Here is a 16,722-nt window from a genome sequence, read left to right as displayed (position 1 = left end):
GATCCAGCGGGGGTGGGGCGAACTGCGGGGCGAGGGTGACGACATGTTCACCGTGGGCGAGGTGCCGCACTCGCTGCTCTTCCCGAGGACGGCGGCCGTCGTGCACCACGCGGGCGCGGGCACGACGGGAGCCGGCCTGCGCGCCGGGGTCCCGGCGGTGCCGGTGCCGGTGCAGTTCGACGAGGGGTTCTGGGCGGCCCGGCTGGTCGCGCTCGGGGTGGCCCCGGCCGCCGTCCCGCTGCGCGGCTTCACCGCCGCCGCCCTCACGTCCGCCCTGCGCCGGGCGACCACCGACCCGTCGTACGGCCGCCGCGCCCGCGCCCTGGCCGATGAGTTGCGCACGGAGGACGGAGTGGCCCCGGTCCTGACGGCGGTGAACCGACTGGCGGGCTGAATGAAAAGCACGGGGCGCAGCCCCTGCTTTTCAGGGGCGCGGGGAACTGCGCGACAAGCCCCCACCGGACCCGCACCCGAAGAACCACCCTGCCGTCCCCTACCGTTCCGTCACTCCCCCTCCCCCGGTCTCCATCCCGCCGGTCGCAGTATCCCCAGCAGCAGGCGGACCAGTTCGTCGACCACCTCGTCGAGGGGGGCCTCGACCCAGCCGGCCTGCCAGTCGTGGAGGAGCCCGTTGACACTGCCGATGAAGGCGGTGGCGGCGATGCGGTAGTCGCGGCGGACCGCCTCGCCGCGCTCCGCCGCCGCGTCGGCCTCGGCGCAGATGAAGTCGATCCAGCGGGCGCGCCGTTCGAGGCGCTGGCGTTCCAGACGGGGACTGACGCCGACGATCTCGGTGAAGGTGATGCGCAGTCGGCGCGGGTCGCCGGTGACATTGGCGGCGTAGGCGAGGAACGCCGCGGTGGCCCGCTCGGCGATCGGCCGCCCCTCCGCCGTGGCCAGTCCGGTGAACGCGGCCTCCTCGGCCCAGTCGTTGACCCGCAGGTGGAGGGCGGCCAGCACGTCCTCCAGGCTGTGGAACTCCTCGTAGAACTGGCGGGTCGACAACCCGGCGGCCTCGCTGAGCGCCGCGATCGTGGTCCCCCGGAAGCCGGGGCTGTCACCGAAGAGCTGCAGCCCCGCGTCGAGGAAGCGGTTGCGGCGCTCAGCCCGGCGCTCCGCCGCGGATCTGCCCCCGTAACGGCCGGTGGGCTGTTTGAGCCTGCCCGACACGTTTCTCCTCCCGACGGAACCTCACGGACCTCACCCGTACGACAGCCGATGCGGCCGTCGCTCGATTTTGTCGTGTCCCTGGTCTTGTGGTGAAGCGGGACCGTTCCTTACTTTCCAGTAAGTCTGCTCTGAACACAGGTGTGTTCAGACTCCGCCCGCGCAGGAGGATCCGACATGCCCCTCTCCCCCACCCCCCGTAGTCGCAGGAACCGGCACCTCGGTGCCGTCGCCGTCGCGCTCGCGCTGACCACGTCCGCCGCGGCGACCGCGATCCCGGCGAGCGCGACCCCGGCGAGCGCCGCCGCCGACCTGCGGGAGGTGATGTTCGTGGGCAACAACTGGGAGGGCACCGCGGATGTCATCAAGGCCTCCGGCGACTTCGCCAAGATCGGCCGGATCAACGTCATCCCCGACAAGGACGCCCGGATGGCGGAGATCAACGCCGATCCGATCCGGTGGATCGCCTACATGACGATCCGGAACAGTGTGGGCGAGGGCCACGACCAGTACGTGGACGACATGTACTCCACGCCGGACGGCTCGTCGATGGTCGTCTCCCGCCCGAGCTTCGCCGACGTGGTCTCCATCGACATCAGGACCGGCGCCGTCAACTGGCGCTTCCCCGTGTCGGGTTACCGCTCCGACCACATGGCGGTCTCCCCCGACGGCAAGCGCGTGGCGGTGTCGGCGTCGACCGGCAACACCGTGCACGTCCTGGACATCGTCACCGGCAAGCAGGTCGGCTCGTTCAAGACCGGCGACAAGCCGCACGAGAACATCTTCACCAAGGACGGCAAGTACATCTGGAACATGGCGATCGGGGACGTCAACACCCAGACCGACGCGCCCTGGCTGGACTGGACGAAGGGCGACCGGAAGATCACGGTCGCCGACGCGAACACCTTCCAGCAGGTGAAGGTGATCGACATGCGGGAGCGGCTCAACGCCATCGGGCTGAGGGACTACTCGGACGCGGTCCGTCCCGCCGCGTTCTCGCCGGACGAGACGAAGCTGTACTTCCAGGTGTCGTTCTTCAACGGCTTCTTCGAGTACGACATCGCCACCGACAAGATCACGCGTACCAAGACCCTGCCGAAGTCCCCCGGGGTCAGTGACGACCGCACCACCTTCGTCAACGACTCCCGCCACCACGGTCTGACGATGAAGCCGGACGGCACCAAGCTGTGCGTCGCGGGCACGATGGACGACTACGCGACCGTCGTGGACCGCGCGACCCTCCAGGAGGGCCCACTGGTCCCCGTCTCCAAGCCGTACTGGTCGACCGTCAGCGGTGACGGCAAGTCCTGTGTGGTCTCCGAGAGCGGCGCCGACCAGGTCACGGCGATCGACTTCGCCACCGGCAAGAAGACCGTGTCCGTCGCAGTCGGCGACCACCCCCAGCGGGTGCGCGTGGCACAGGTGCCCGCCGACTGGACCGGACCCTCGGCTAACTGAACCTGGTGGTCAGCCAGTTCGACAGCTCCGTCCGTGCCGCGCTCAGTTGCGTGGCGGACGGGGCTGTCGCGCCGTTGGTGACCAGGGCGTAGTGCAGCTTGCCCGAGTCGGCGGCGGTGAGGAGGAGACGGCGGCTGCCGGTGCCGCCGGGTTCGCGGGCGGCGGCGATCGGTGTGGACGTGGTGTACGCCGGCGGCGCCGCCGTCACCCCGAGGTCGGACACCACCGTGGTGGACGCGGTGGGGAAGGACGCCGGGAGGTGCAGTTCGGTCGGCTCCGTGCTGCCGTCGGAGCGCCAGACCAGCAGGGAGTACTGGCCGGAGCCGACGAGCGAGGAGACGTTCGGCAGGGAGCTGGGCACCGGGTTCCAGGTGAGCGTGGTGGAGCCGTCGCGCGAGCGGTCCTCGTAGGTGAAGGCGACCGTCCTGCCCGCCGTGGCGCTCGGGTAGATCCGGTCCAGCATCCGGGCGTCCTGCCGGAGCACGGCCGTGCCGGAGTCGTCGAGGCGTACGGCGGAGAGGTCCTCCCCGTTCCAGCCGTCGGCCTCGGCCTGCACCTTGTCGGGGTTGTCGTTCATCAGCTCGTGGTGGCGGCCCCAGTAGATGTCCCACTGCCACTGGGAGCCGGAGAGGACCGGGCCGGAGGCGGCCGGGTTCGACCACCAGTCGACGCCCTTCACCCGGGAGTCCAGCGCCTGGTACATGGCCTTGTAGACCGTGGGCGCCTTGTCGGAGACCGAGCCGCTGAGCGGGTGTCCGAACTCGCTGACGATGGCCGTGGTGCCGCCGGCGGTGGCCCGGTCACGCACGGTCCCGAAGTCGTTCACGTACTGGCCGTTCTCCGCCTTGCCCCACATGAAGACGCCGGAGATCGCCTTCTGGTCGTAGAAGTGGGTGTTGAAGACGTAGCGCGACCCCAGCGTGCCCGCGTCGAGGAGTCCGCCCTCCTGCTTCTGGAAGTCGATGTTGGCGTTCCAGAAGAGGTTCGGCTCGACGAACGCCGGCTTGGAGTGCCAGCCCGCCGAGTCCATCCGGGCGCGGAACTTGACGTAGAACGGCCACAGGACGTCCTTCTCCCACGTCCGGCTGGTCTGCCCGGAGTCGAGCTTCCCGGGATGCGGCTCGTTCCACGGGTCGAAGCCGACGACGCCCTGGAACTGGGCGGCCGTGAGGTTCGCCTTCATGTACGTCATCGTCTTCTGCGCGGTGTCCAGGAAGGAGTCCTGGAGCCCGTAGGTGTTGTGCCAGAAGTCGTACGTCGCCTCCGTGACGGCCGCGTTGGAGGTGATGTTCTGGCCCCAGAACGGGCAGATCCCGCAGTACTCGTCGGGGTAGTCGCCGAGGTCGACGGCCCACTTGGGGGCGCCGTCGCCGGTGTACCAGCTGTCGGAGTCGAACAGCCAGCGGGAGTACAGGTCCTGGTGGAAGTCGGGGTAGACCTTGATCCCGGCGTCCAGGAAGGCGCCCATCTGGGCGGTGGCCGCCGCCAGGTAGGAGGAGCTCACCTGCCCGCGCACCGGTTCCGCGTACGCCCAGGAGAGCAGGAAGCGGACGGAGTTGCCGCCGCCGAGCGCCCTGAGCGCGGTCGCCGACTTCTTCGCGTCGGCCACCGAGGCGAAGGGCAGACCGTTGTTCTCCTTGAGTTTCGTCTCACCCGAGACGTTGTAGCCGCGCAGGACGACCTCGCGGCCGAGGCCGTCCTTGAAGGTGCCGCCGTCGACCGTGAGGGTGGCAGCGGCCGGGGCGTCGAACCAGAGTTCGTCAGTGAGAGCGGAGGCGGGCTGGGTGGAGCCCGCCGTGGTCAGGAAGCCGGTGACGAGTACCAGGACACCGAGCAGACGAGTGCGCAATCTTGACATGTCCGCCACATTCGACATGTGCACTACCGTCCCAATCGGCAGGCGAGCCGTCAATAGCAACTGACGCACGAGTAAGTACCCGTTTTCGCAGGAGAGTTCACCCGCCACGACTGATTCTTTTGCCCTCGCGCGACCACGCGGGGCTTGCACGCCGACCGCGGGGACCCCTGTGGAGTTCGGCCGATGTTCACCCGAACGTCACCACGAAGGGCCCTGTCGACGGAACCGGCCTATGGTTGAGCGCAGTTTGAGCCTTTTTGTTCCGTAGTCCGTCCGACGCACACGAAAGGCGGTACGAGCGGTGAACAGCTCTTTTCGCGAGCTCCGCGAACACAAGCCAGGCACGCGCGACTTCGACCCCAGAAGTGCCCTGCGCCGTCTCGACCGCCTCGAGGCACCGGAGGCGGAGAAACGCCCGGACACGCGGAACGAGCGCTGCGCGTCGCTCTACGACGCGATACGGGACATGGGCATATACGAGGCGGCCGTGGAGGCGGAGAGACGCCAGGAGGGCGGTGACGACCTCCTGCCCGGCCCATGACGAAGTGACGCGACAGAGGCCGAGCCGCGGGTGAAGGGCTCGGCGAGACGGACCACCATCGGGCTGGGCTTGCATGGGCACAGAACCGCGGACCGACACCGGCTCCTCCCCCGAGGAGCCCGCGGGACGCACCACGGGGAACAAGTACTTCAAGGAGTTCATGGGGGTCGTCCACGTGAGCCTGCGGAGCTGGTGGTGGGGGGAACCGGTGTCGGCGACGCTCGGCGGTCTCGGGGGCGCCTGGATCGGGCACGACGACGACCTGCCGATGGACGAGGTGCTGGGCGTCGCCGTCTCCATGGTGGGCGTCATCATCGGGTCCGTGTTCGCCGTCCTGGCGATGATCACCCGCGCCTGCGACAACACCTTTCTGCGCAAGGCGCGGAAGGCCCGCCTCCTGCCCGTCGTCAACTACCTGTGGCCGTTCTTCACCATCATCGCCATGGGGATCCTGTCCATCGTGTTCCTGCTGCTGATGGCCGGGATCTCCGAGGACGCGCCCACGCTGCTGCTCATGACGGTGTGTGCGGCGGCGGGCTTCTGCGTCCTGTGGACCCTGGCCGGCCTGCTGCCCGCTCTGGGCGCGCTCATCGTGTTCACCCGCCTCATCGAGAAGACCTCCGGCGTGAACGACTGAGGACGGCCCGGACCGAACGGCACCGGTGCGGGAGACGCGTACCGCGTCTCCCGCACCGGTCGTCGGTTCAGCCCCGTGTCACTCGTCGACGTTGAGCACGATGTGGGTCCGGTGCCCGTCCAGGGTGATGTAGCCGTCTCCGTAGGCGGAGCGGTAGTGGCCGGTGCCGCCGACGATGGCGGTCTTGGCCGTGACGCGCTGCAGCGGCCGGTAGTCGACCATGTCGCTGAGGGTCAGCGTGCCCTTCTTCAGGCGCAGCACGCGGGTGCACTGGGCGGTCACCGCCTGGGCCCGGGCCTGGACGACGTCGCACTCCGACTCGCCGTCACCGGCGTACCGCAGCTTCGGCTTGGCCGACTTCTTGGCCTGGTGCTTGGTGTACAGGTCCAGCGGAGTGGTCCAGGTACTGCCGACCACACCGTCCAGGGACGGCCAGGTGGCGACCCGGTTGATGCCGACGAGCTCGACCTTCTCGATGTCGTTGTCCTGGTCCTTCTGCTCGGCCTGCGCCGACGTCGGAAGAAGGACGAGCGTGCTGGTGAGGGCGGTGACGACCACCCCGCGGACAGCCGATGTGATCACAGAACCTCCAGGTCGGACAAGGTGCACTCGGGCGGCGGAACGGCCGACGTGCCGCCGGCGCGTGGGTGGGGGTCAGTCATCGACGTAGAGGTCGAAGACGACGCGCTTGCGCTCCAGGGTGATGTAGCCCTCGCCCTCGGCGTCGTTGTAGACGCCCGTGCCGCCGGCGATGGAGGTCTTGGCCGTGACGGGCTCGTGGCCCTTGCGGCTGATCATGTCGTGGAGGGTGATCTCCCCGCCCTTGAGGCGCAGCACCCGCGTGCACTGCGCGGTGGACCGGTGGGGGGCCGCCTCGACGAGGGTGCAGCGCGAGCCGCCGTCGCCGACGTACTTGCCCTTGGGGTCGTGCAACTGCAGATACGTGGTCCAGCTGTCGCCCGGCTCGGTGTGCGCGGCGGCCGTGTCGTACGCGGCGAGGCCGACGAGCTTGACCCGTACGACGTCCTCGTCCCCGGCGTCCGCCGCGGCCGGCGCGGAGAGCGACGTGGTGAGGGCTGCGGCCAGGGCGCCGAGGGTCACGGCGCTGCGGGCAGTGGCAGAGGGCATGCATCCTCCCAGGTGTGTGTGACGGTGGGTGGTCGGACTAAGAAAGCATGGTCATTTCATGTACCGGGGCCCCGCATGGCAATGCGCCTGGCCCGGCGGGCGGCACAGGCCACCCGAACAGGGGCCCGGCCCTTCATCCCTATGGGCGTCAGCGCCTGGGGGCCTACCGCCCCCGGGCCGGCCCGCATCGGCAGGGGCGACCTGTCGGTGTGCCGTTCCCCGGACGTCGTACTTGGATGGAGGGGGAACCGCCGGGAAGGCGAGAGGAGCGGGCGATGCGTGAGATCCTCCCGGCGCTCGGCGAGTGGTACGCGGCGGGCGCCCCCTTCGGTCTCGCCACCGTCGTCGCGGTCAGCCGGAGCGCGCCGCGCGATCCGGGGGCGGCCATGGCGGTCGGCCCTGGCGACGAGGTCGTGGGCAGTGTGTCGGGCGGCTGTGTGGAGGGTGCGGTCTTCGAGCTGGCCAAGGAGGTCACGGCATCCGGCGAGGCACGGTCGGCGACCTTCGGGTACAGCGACGACGACGCGTTCGCGGTCGGGCTGACCTGTGGCGGGGAGATCACGCTCCTGGTGCGCAGGGTGACGGCGGCCGAGGACCCGTCGTTCGGGCAGGTCGTCGAGACGGTGGAGGCCGGGGACCCGGTGACGGTGGCGAGCGTGATCGGCGGCCCGGGACGGCGCGGCGCCACGCTGGCCGTGTGGCCGGACAGGACCCTCGGCACCCTCGGCACGGCGGGCCTGGACGCCGCGGTCACCGCCGACGCGCGCGGGGAGCTGGCCCAGGGCGTCACCGGAACGCGGCACTACGGCCCGCACGGCGAGCGGCGTGAGGACTCGGTCGCCGTCTTCCTGTACTCGTTCGCGCCGCCGCCCCGCATGCTGGTCTTCGGCGCCATCGACTACGCGGCGGCGGTGGCCCGTATCGGTGACTTCCTCGGGTACCGGGTCACCGTGTGTGACGCCCGCCCGGTCTTCGCCACCCCGAAACGCTTCCCCGCCACCGTGGAGGTGGTCGTCGACTGGCCGCACCGCTATCTGCGGGCCACCGCCACAGACGACCGCACGGTCGTCTGTGTGCTCACCCACGATCCCAAGTTCGACGTGCCGCTCCTTCAGGAGGCGTTGCGCCGGCCGGCCGCGTACATCGGGGCGATGGGGAGCCGCCGGACGCACGAGGACCGCGCCCGGCGGCTGCGGGAGGCCGGGCTCGGCACGGCCGAACTGGCTCGGCTGCGCTCTCCGGTAGGCCTGGACCTCGGTGCCCGTACGCCGGAGGAGGTGGCGGTGTCCGTGGCGGCGGAGATCGTCGCGCTGAGGTGGGGCGGCAGCGGGGTGCCGCTGTCGGCGACGACCGGGGTGATCCATCCGCCGGCCCCGCCCCGGTGAGGGGGTGGCGGGGCGGCACGGTCCCGGTGAGGGGGTGGCGGGGCCCGGCTCAGGTCCTGGGCGGTAGTCGGTGCAGGCGCACCTCCGTCAGGGCGCCGTCCGCGACCGTCGCCGTCATGTACGTGCAGTGGGGCTGTCTGCGGCGGTCGGTCGGTGAGCCGGGGTTGAGCAGGCGCAGGCCGGTGGAGGTGGTCGTGTCCCAGGGGATGTGACTGTGGCCGAAGACGAGCACGTCGGTGTCGGGGAAGCGGGCGGCGCAGCGGGGTTCGCGGCCCTGGGCGGGGCCGGTCTCGTGGACGACGGCGAGGCGCAGCCCGGCCAGTTCGGCGCGGGCCACCTCGGGGAGGCGGGCGCGCAGGCCGGGGCCGTCGTTGTTGCCGTACACGGCGACCAGCCGCCGTGAGCGGGCCTGGAGGAGGTCGAGGGTGTCCTCGTCCACCCAGTCGCCGGCGTGCACGACCACGTCGGCGCGCGGCAGTTCCGCGAGGAGTGGGGCGGGCAGCGCTTTCGCGCGCTTGGGCAGATGGGTGTCGGAGAGGAGCAACAGGCGCACCCGGCCAGCGTGTCACTCGATGGGGATCTCCGCCCACACCTGCTTTCCGCCGCTGACGGGCACCGTGCCCCAGGCGGTGGACATGGCCTCGACGAGGAGGATGCCGCGGCCGCCGGTGGCCTCCCAGCCGATGACGGTGGGTTTGATCGGGGTGCGGGGGGAGGAGTCGGCGACGGAGACGCGGAGACGGTCGGCCAGCAGGGTGAGGTCGAGGCGGACCCGGCCGTCGGTGTGCACGAGGGCGTTGGTGACCAGTTCGGACACCACGAGGAGCACGCTGTCGGCCATGGAGTCGACGCCCCAGCGGCGCAGGACGCGGCGGGTGTAGCGGCGGGCCTGGCCGACCGCCTGGGGGACGCGCCACACGCTCCAGTTCTCGCGCTGGGGGCGCAGGGCCATGCCGTCGTAACGGACGAGGAGCAGGGCCACGTCGTCGTCACGGTTGGCGCCGCCGAGCAGGGTGTCGGCGACCACGCCCAGGTGCGCGGGGTCGGCGGCCGACAGGTCGGCGGCGAGCTGGTCGAGCCCGTCCTCGACGTCGACGTCGGCGGACTCCACGAGGCCGTCCGTGGTGAGGGCCAGCAGGGTGCCGGGGGTCAGCCGCAGGGGGCTCATCGGGAAGTCGGCCTGCATCACGACGCCGAGCGGCGGGCCGCCCTCGGCCTCGCTGATCTCGGTGCTGCCGTTCGGGTGACGCAGCACCGGCGGGATGTGGCCGGCGCGGACGTACCAGGCGGAGCCCTCCTCCATGTCGATGTCGACGTAGCAGCAGGTGGCGAACAGGTCGGTCTCCATGTCCATGAGGAGCCGGTTGGCGTGCGAGACGACGACGTCCGGGGGGTGCCCCTCGACGGCGTACGCGCGCAGCGCGGTGCGCATCTGGCCCATCAGGGTGGCGGCGCCCGCGTTGTGGCCCTGGACGTCGCCGATGACGAGGGCCACGTGGTTGTCGGGCAGCGGGATCACGTCGTACCAGTCGCCGCCGACCTCCAGACCGGCGGTGGTGGGCAGATAGCGGGCGACGGCGACCGCGCCGGCCAGCTGGGGCAGCCGACGCGGGAGCAGGGTGCGCTGGAGCATGCCGACGAGTTCGTGCTCGGCGTCGAAGGCGTGGGCCCGCATCAGGGCCTGCCCGGCCAGACCCGAGGCGGCGGTGAGCAGGGCACGTTCCTCGGGGCCGAAGTCATGGGGGTTGTCCCAGCCGATCAGACAGGCCCCGGCCATGCGGCCGCCGGCGGGCAGCGGGAGGACGGCGAGGCCGCCGGGGCCGACGTCGGCGAGGGCCGGCTCCAGATCGGCCCCGGCGGGCCAGATCCCGGCGCGTCCCTCGCGCAGCGCGGTGGCGAGGGTCGGCATGGTCCGCACGGGCGCGTCCGGCCACTCGGAGCGCCATTCGGAGCGCCACACCTCGGGCCAGACCTCGGGCTGCGGCGGATCGAGGACGGTGACGACCAGACGGTCGCCCTCCAGCTCGGCGAGGGCGATCCGGTCGGCCTGGAGCGGTTCTCGCAGGGCGGTCACCACGGCCTGGCTGACGTCCCGGACGGTGCCGGCGGTGGCCAGGGCGGCGGCGAGGCGCTGGATGCGGGCCACGTCGCCGCGCCCGGTGCGCAGGGTGGAGGCGTCGGCGACGGTGCCGACGAGACGGGCGGGCCGCAGCTCGCCGCCGGGCAGGATCCGGCCGCGCAGCCGGAGCCACTTCTGCTCGCCGGAGGGCTGCAGGATGCGGAACTCCAGCTCCCGGTCGCCGATGGACATGTGGTCCGCCTCCACGACGGACATCAGCGCCGGCAGGTCCTCGGGCACGGTCAGCGCGATCAGGGTCTCCACCCGGCCGTCGAAATCGTCCGGGCCCATGCCGAACAGCCGCAGCAGCCCGTCGTCGACCTCGACCCGCCCGGTGTCCATGGCGAGGTCGAACGAGGCTCCGGACCCGGCGGACGGGGCGGGGGTGGCACCGGCGGCCGCCTCGGCGAGCAGGTCGAGGCAGTGCCGGTCCTCGGCGTCGAAGGCGTCCGTGCCGTCGCCGACGGCCACGAGACAGCCGTGCTCGCGCAGCGGCAGCACGCCCAGGGAGAAGCCCTCGGCCGGGGCACGGCGGGCGTCGGCGTCCTCGGGTTCGTCGGCGTGCCCGGGGAGGCCGACGTTCTCGGGGAGGCCGGCGCCCCGGTCGACGTCGGCGTCTGCGTCCCGCTGCAGGTCGGTGGAGGCGAGCCAGCTCGGGCGGCCCGAACGGCACGTCTCGGCGACGGGAGCGGTGCCCGAGGCCGGATAGGTGTCCGAGAGCCCGTACAGGTTCCTCGGGACGCCGGCGGAGGCGGTCAGGGACAGGGCTTCGCCCTCGCCGTCCGGGAGGTACACGGCGGCGACGGTCGCGCTGGTGAACACGAGCACCTGTTCGAGAATGGCGTGCAGGCGCTCGTGCGGATCGAGATCGCCGCCGAGCGTCTTGAGCGCGAGTTCGGCACGCAGCGTCCTCGTTCCGTGTTCCGCAGCGCCCTCACTGACCACGTCCGCAATTACAGCGCTTCCGGGACGCTCGCGCAGCCCCTGGGACCGTTCGGCGAGGCCGGGGCCCTGCCGTGGGGGCCGCCCGGGTTCGAAAGAACCCGAACAGATCTTTACGCGTGCGTTCCGCACGGTGGTCACGTGACAGGCGTGACGGGTCACTGGTGACAGCCGTGACTGTCGGGCACCGGGGCGGGCTGGAAGGCTCGTTCTCACCCGGCCCAGGGGGCGACGGCACACGACTCGGGGGACGCGCATGGACAAGCGGTACGAGGCATACGCGCTCGCCGACCGGCACTTCTACGAGACACCGGACCGGCTGTCGGCCGATGGCCGCGCCGGCACGGCGGCGCCGGGCTACGAGACGGCCGGGCGCCCGGTCCCCGAGGGCTGGCGGGCCGCCCGGATCGGGGACTGGCTGACGCTGACCCCGGTCGACGACGGCGGGCGGCCCCGTCCCGGGCCCACCCAGGGATGGAAGGTGCACGCCTCCGCCACCCGGGCGAACGCGGACCGGATCGCGGCGATCGTGTGGGACTACTGCGTGCCTCGGCGGATCCCGTTCAAGTTCGTGCCGGGCCCGCACCTGCTGCATCTGCGCAACGCGAAGTACGCGGCCCGCGACACCAGCGGCAAGTTCGTGACGGTCTACCCGGCCGACGAGGAGCAGCTGCACCTCGTCCTGCGTGAGCTCGGGGCGCTCCTGGAGGGCTTCGAGGGGCCGTACATCCTCACCGACCTGCGCTGGAACGACGGACCGCTGTACGTCCGCTACGGCGCCTTCGCCCGCTCCTTCGTCGTCGACGAGCGCGGCACGCTCGTCCCGGCCGTCCGCGACGGCGCGGGCACCCTGGTCCCGGACCAGCGCAAGCCGACCTTCCACGTCCCCGACTGGGTGACCCTGCCCGCGTTCCTGGAGCCGCAGCTGGCGGCACGCAACACGACCACGGTCGGCGAGCTGCCGTACCGGATCGAGAAGGCGCTGCACTTCTCCAACGGCGGCGGGGTGTACGTCGGCACCGACACCCGCGACGGCCGCCGGGTGGTCCTCAAGGAGGGACGCCCGCACGCCGGGCTGGCCGCCGACGGGGCCGACGCGGTCACCCGGCTGGGGCGGGAGAAGGCCGCGCTGGAGCGGCTCGCCGGCCTGGGCGTGGTGCCCGAGGTGCGTGACTGGTTCACCCTGGGCGACCACCGCTTCCTGGTGATGGACTTCGTCGAGGGCCGCCCGCTCAACTCGTACGTCGCCGAACGGCACCCGCTGCTCGCCTCGGACCCCGGACCGGACGCGGTCGCCGCGTACACGGCGTGGGCGTTACGGGTCCACCGGGCCGTCGAGGAGGCGGTCGAGGCGGTGCACTCGCGCGGGATCGTCTTCAACGACCTGCACGTCTTCAACATCATGGTCGCGCCCGACGAGCACTCGGTGTCGCTGCTGGACTTCGAGGCGGCGGCACCCGCCGAGGAGAACGGCCGCCAGGTCGTCGCCCACCCCGGCTTCCTCGCGCCCCCGGACCGCACGGGCCCGGACGTCGACCGCTACGCCCTCGCGTGTCTGCGCCTCGCGCTGTTCCTGCCCGTCACCTCGCTGCTGGTGGTCGAGCGGGGCAAGGCCGCGCATCTGGCGGCGGTGATCGCGGAGCAGTTCCCGGAGGTGCCGCGTGCCTTCCTGGACGAGGCGGTGGCGGAGATCTCCCGTGGCATCGGGGCGACGGGGCCGACACCGGCACCAGCACCAGCACCAGCACCAGCATGGGTGACGCGGACCCGGGCGCCCGCGGCCGGGGCGGGCGGCGTGGCGGCCGGCTGGTCCCTCGCCGAGCCCGGCGACTGGCCCTACAGCCGGGACTCCATGGTCAAGGCGATCCTGGCCTCCGCGACGCCGGAGCGCGACGACCGGCTCTTCCCCGGCGACGTCGCCCAGTTCTCCGACGGTGGCGGCCTCGGTCTCGCGCACGGCGCGGCGGGGGTCCTGTACGCGCTCGCGGAGGTCGGCGCCGAGCGCTACGAGGAGGGCGAGCGCTGGCTGCTCGACCACACCGACCCGGTGCCGATCGGCACTCCGCTCGGTCTGTACGACGGTCTCGCGGGCGTCGCCCACACACTGGAGCGGCTGGGGCACCGGGAGCGGGCCCTGGACCTGGTCGAGCAGATCCTCGGCGAGAAGTGGCACAAGCTCTCGTCCGACCTGCGCAGTGGGCTCGCCGGGCTCGGACTGGTGCTCGACGAACTGGCGCGGACGACCGGTGAGTCCGCGCTGCGCGACCACGCGGCGCGGGCGGCCGACCTCCTCGTGCACCGTCTCGCCGAGCCCCGCCCGGCACCGCCCCGCCGCCGGGCCGGCCTGTTGCGCGGCGCGAGCGGACCCGCTCTCTTCCTGCTGCGCCGGTACGAGGCGACGGGCGAGCGCGTGTGGCTCGACGCTGCGGGCGAGGCGCTGCGGCAGGACCTGGAGTGTCTCGTCGAGCAGAAGAACGGCGGGCCGGCCGTCGACGAGGGGTGGCGCACGATGCCGTACCTCGGCGACGGGAGCGTGGGTGTCGCGATGGTGCTCGACGACCACGTGGCGGCGACCGGCGGCATCGGTGCCAGTGCCAGCGACGGTGACGGTGACGGTGACGGTGACGATCAATTCGCCCGCCTGACGGACGAGTTCACCCGGGTCCGGGCGGGTGTCCTGACCGCCGCGACCTACCGCTTCTACGCGCAGCCCGGGTTGTTCGAGGGCCGTGCCGGGATGATCCTCCATCTCGCCCGGACGGGTGCCCCGCGCGAGCGGCTGGCGGAGCAGATCGCCGCCCTCGGCTGGCACTCGATGCCCTACCAGGGACAACTGGCCTTCCCCGGCAACCACTTGATGCGGCTCTCCATGGACCTCGGTACCGGAACGGCGGGGTGCCTGCTGGCACTCGGCGCGGCCCACGCCGCCACCGACGACGCCACGGCGCACCTTCCGTTCCTGCCACCGTTCCGACGGCGGCCCCTATGACGCGGTTCCGCCGTCCGGCGGAGTCGTGACGCACCACCCCGTCCCCACAAGGGCCCCTTCGCGGGCCATCGATCGAAAGGAATCGACATGGCACTTCTCGACCTGCAGACGATGGAAGCCGACGAGACGACCGGCACCGGCGGCCCCAGCTCCCTGAGCGTGCTGTCCTGTGTGAGCGCGGCCAGCATCACGCTCTGCCTCTGATCCGAGCGGGGCGTCCGGGCCACCCGGGACGCCCGTCGGACCGGCACGGCGGCTGAGTCGCGCCGACGGCTCCGGACGGTACCTCTGCCCTGACCGGGGAGGGCCGTCCGGGGCCCATCCGTCTGACCACTCGGCCGGCCTGGTCGGCCGGCCCGGTCGGCCTGGTCGGCCGGCCCGGTCGGCCTGGTCGGCCGGTTCGGTCGATCGCCCGCCCCAGTCCTTCATCGGTCACTCATCCGGCCGTTCCAGCCGGTCGTCCCACGTCAGGACGGGTATGACGACCCTCTCCGAAGGCGGTGCCCGCAGCCCGGCGGCCGGGTCCGTCCCCCTGCTGCGCTCGACCGTCCGCTACTCCGGCCCCCGTTGCACGGCCCTGGCCCTCGTGTCCATGGCCTCGACGGGCGCGACCCTGTCACTGCCGATCGCGCTGGGCCGGGCCCTGGACCTGCTGCTGGCCGGTGACCCGGACAGCTCGCGCTGGGTGTCGTGGTGCGCGGCGCTGGTCCTCGCGGCGGCCGTCCTCGACGCGGTCGAGACCGTGCTCGCCGGCACCACCAACGCCCGGGCGACCGCGTGGCTGCGCCGCGGACTGGTCCGGCACGTCCTGGCCGTGGGGCCACGGGCCGTCACCCGGTTCGGCCCGGGCGACCTCGTGGCCCGGCTCGTCGGGAACGCGGCACAGGCCGGAACGGCCCCCGCGACCGCCGCCGCGCTCGTCGCCGCACTCGCCGGGCCCCTGGGCGCGGTGGTGGCCCTCGCATTGATCGACCTCCGGCTCGCGGCGGTCTTCCTGATCGGCGCCCCGCTGCTCGCCCTGGTGCTGCGCGCCCTCGCGCGGGACTCCTCCGACTGTGTGACGCGCTACCAGCGGGCCCAGGGCCGTATCGCGGGCGGACTGGCCGAGGCCGTCGCCGGGCACCGTACGATCGCGGCCGCCGGCACGGCCGACCGCACCGTCGCCCGCATCCTGCGCCCCCTGCCGGAACTCTCCCGCCAGGGGCACCGCATGTGGCACGTCCAGGGCCGCGCCGCCGCCCGGGCGGCCGCCGTCGCCCCGCTCCTGCAACTCTCCGTCGTGGCCACCGCCGGAGTCCTGCTGACCCGACAGCACCTGTCCGTGGGCGAGTTGCTGGCCGCGTCCCGCTACGCCGTACTGGCCGCGGGCGTCGGCGTCCTGGTCGGGCAGGTCTCGGGCCTGGTCCGCGCGCGGACGGCGGCCGAGCGCCTGGACGAGCTACGTTGCGAGCCCTCGACCGTGTACGGGGAACGCGCGCTGCCGCCCGCCGGGTCGGGGCGGCTGGAGCTGCGCTCCGTGACCGTCCGCCGGGGCGGGCGCGCCGTGTTGGACCGCGTCGATCTGGTGGTCCCGGCCGGTGCCACGGTCGCCGTCGTGGGCCGGTCGGGCGCGGGCAAGTCGCTGCTCGCGGCGGTGGCCGGTCGGCTGACGGATCCGGACGACGGGGAGGTACGGCTCGACGGGGTGCCGCTGCCGGAGCTGGACCGCCGGCAGTTGCGCCGGGCGATCGTCCACGCCTTCGAACGCCCGGCCCTGCTGGGTGAGTCGGTGGAGGACACCATCGCCCTCGGCGTGGTCCGCCCCTCCCCCGCCCGGATCCGGGAGGCGGCCCGCGCCGCGCACGCCGACGGCTTTGTCCGCCGTCTCCCCGACGGCTACGCCACCCCCTGCGCCGACGCCCCTCTGTCCGGTGGTGAGGCCCAACGCCTCGGCCTGGCCCGCGCGTTCGCCCGCGACAGCCGTCTCCTCGTGCTCGACGACGCCCTCTCCAGCCTGGACACCCTCACCGAGCACGACATCACCGACGCCCTTCTGCGCGCCCCCACGGGCGGCAGCCGTCTGCTCGTCGCCCACCGGGTCACCACCGCCGCCCGCGCGGACACGGTGGTGTGGCTGGAGAGGGGGAGGGTGCGGGCGGTGGGACCGCACACGGAGTTGTGGCGGACGGCGGAGTACCGGGAATTGTTCGGGACGCGGGCACCGGACGGCACGGACCGGATGGACGCCACCCGCGACGGCACCGTGCCACAGGCCGCGCCCGGCGGAGGGGGCCGATGAGGGGCGGCCTCCTCCGTCGGGGCCTCCGTTTCCTCCGGCGACGGGCGCGGGTCGTCGCGCGGCTGGCCCTGTGGTCCGTGCTGGAGACGGGGCAGGCCTTTCTGCTGGGGTACGCCCTCGCCCGGGCTCTCGACGACGGGTTCCATCTTCTAACCCACTACAAGACGACGGAACAGGAAGAAAACCTGTAACCTGAAATAAAAAAGAAAAAAAAAAAAAA

The 16,722-nt window shown here is 72.3% G+C and carries 14 protein-coding genes; 8 read left to right on the top strand and 6 right to left on the bottom strand.

All coding sequences use genetic code 11. From position 1 onward, the window contains the following. Positions 1–394 (top strand): glycosyltransferase (locus tag P1P70_RS25620; RefSeq protein ID WP_413471544.1); only part of this gene is annotated, 394 nt, incomplete at its 5' end. Positions 395–504: 110 nt separating this feature from the next. On the opposite strand, the gene P1P70_RS25615 is transcribed toward P1P70_RS25620, so the two are convergent. Next, on the bottom strand, positions 505–1,170 hold the full coding sequence (locus tag P1P70_RS25615; protein WP_319241650.1) for a TetR/AcrR family transcriptional regulator: 666 nt from the start codon (positions 1,168–1,170) through the stop codon (positions 505–507). A gap of 174 nt (positions 1,171–1,344) precedes the next feature. On the opposite strand from P1P70_RS25615, the gene P1P70_RS25610 reads away from it, so the two are divergent. Then, on the top strand, positions 1,345–2,625 hold the full coding sequence (locus P1P70_RS25610; RefSeq protein WP_319241647.1) for a PQQ-binding-like beta-propeller repeat protein: 1,281 nt from the start codon (positions 1,345–1,347) through the stop codon (positions 2,623–2,625). On the opposite strand, the gene P1P70_RS25605 is transcribed toward P1P70_RS25610, so the two are convergent. Continuing rightward, complete coding sequence (locus P1P70_RS25605; protein WP_413471543.1) at positions 2,618–4,501, bottom strand: endoglycosylceramidase; 1,884 nt, start codon at positions 4,499–4,501, stop codon at positions 2,618–2,620. The genes P1P70_RS25610 and P1P70_RS25605 overlap by 8 nt on opposite strands. 283 nt (positions 4,502–4,784) lie before the next feature. On the opposite strand from P1P70_RS25605, the gene P1P70_RS25600 reads away from it, so the two are divergent. After that, a complete protein-coding gene (locus tag P1P70_RS25600; RefSeq protein ID WP_319241643.1) occupies positions 4,785–5,024 on the top strand; it encodes a hypothetical protein in 240 nt (79 codons plus the stop codon). Between the two features lie 73 nt (positions 5,025–5,097). After that, positions 5,098–5,661, top strand: a complete 564-nt coding sequence (locus P1P70_RS25595; RefSeq protein ID WP_319241641.1) for a hypothetical protein — start codon at positions 5,098–5,100, stop codon at positions 5,659–5,661. Positions 5,662–5,739: 78 nt separating this feature from the next. On the opposite strand, the gene P1P70_RS25590 is transcribed toward P1P70_RS25595, so the two are convergent. Both P1P70_RS25590 and P1P70_RS25585 read right to left on the bottom strand, forming a co-directional pair. Next, positions 5,740–6,243 carry a hypothetical protein gene (locus P1P70_RS25590; protein WP_319241639.1) on the bottom strand — a complete coding sequence of 168 codons (504 nt, stop codon included), beginning with the start codon at positions 6,241–6,243 and terminating at the stop codon, positions 5,740–5,742. A 72-nt stretch (positions 6,244–6,315) separates the two neighbouring features. Next, a complete protein-coding gene (locus tag P1P70_RS25585) occupies positions 6,316–6,789 on the bottom strand; it encodes a hypothetical protein (RefSeq protein ID WP_319241637.1) in 474 nt (157 codons plus the stop codon). Between the two features lie 275 nt (positions 6,790–7,064). Between P1P70_RS25585 and P1P70_RS25580 the strand changes: the two genes are divergently transcribed. Beyond that, positions 7,065–8,174, top strand: a complete 1,110-nt coding sequence (locus P1P70_RS25580; protein WP_319241635.1) for an XdhC/CoxI family protein — start codon at positions 7,065–7,067, stop codon at positions 8,172–8,174. Positions 8,175–8,223: 49 nt separating this feature from the next. Here P1P70_RS25580 and P1P70_RS25575 read toward each other — a convergent pair whose 3' ends face one another. Next, positions 8,224–8,727: a metallophosphoesterase gene (locus P1P70_RS25575; protein ID WP_319241633.1), complete on the bottom strand. Its 504-nt coding sequence runs from the start codon at positions 8,725–8,727 to the stop codon at positions 8,224–8,226. 12 nt (positions 8,728–8,739) lie between these two features. Further along, complete coding sequence (locus tag P1P70_RS25570; protein WP_319241631.1) at positions 8,740–11,238, bottom strand: SpoIIE family protein phosphatase; 2,499 nt, start codon at positions 11,236–11,238, stop codon at positions 8,740–8,742. 253 nt (positions 11,239–11,491) lie between these two features. On the opposite strand from P1P70_RS25570, the gene lanKC reads away from it, so the two are divergent. The 3 genes from lanKC (at position 11,492) to P1P70_RS25555 (ending at position 16,502) form a co-directional block, all read left to right on the top strand. Then, positions 11,492–14,224, top strand: a complete 2,733-nt coding sequence (lanKC, locus tag P1P70_RS25565) for a class III lanthionine synthetase LanKC (protein WP_319241629.1) — start codon at positions 11,492–11,494, stop codon at positions 14,222–14,224. A gap of 87 nt (positions 14,225–14,311) precedes the next feature. Then, complete coding sequence (locus tag P1P70_RS25560; protein WP_005483995.1) at positions 14,312–14,428, top strand: SapB/AmfS family lanthipeptide; 117 nt, start codon at positions 14,312–14,314, stop codon at positions 14,426–14,428. Between the two features lie 274 nt (positions 14,429–14,702). Continuing rightward, on the top strand, positions 14,703–16,502 hold the full coding sequence (locus P1P70_RS25555) for an ABC transporter ATP-binding protein (protein ID WP_319241627.1): 1,800 nt from the start codon (positions 14,703–14,705) through the stop codon (positions 16,500–16,502). Positions 16,503–16,722 lie beyond the last annotated feature (220 nt).

The organism is Streptomyces sp. MB09-02B, assembly GCF_033794485.1.
Classification (GTDB): domain Bacteria; phylum Actinomycetota; class Actinomycetes; order Streptomycetales; family Streptomycetaceae; genus Streptomyces.
Note: the sequence above shows the minus strand (reverse complement) of the source record. Positions and strands in the feature narration are given on the sequence as shown.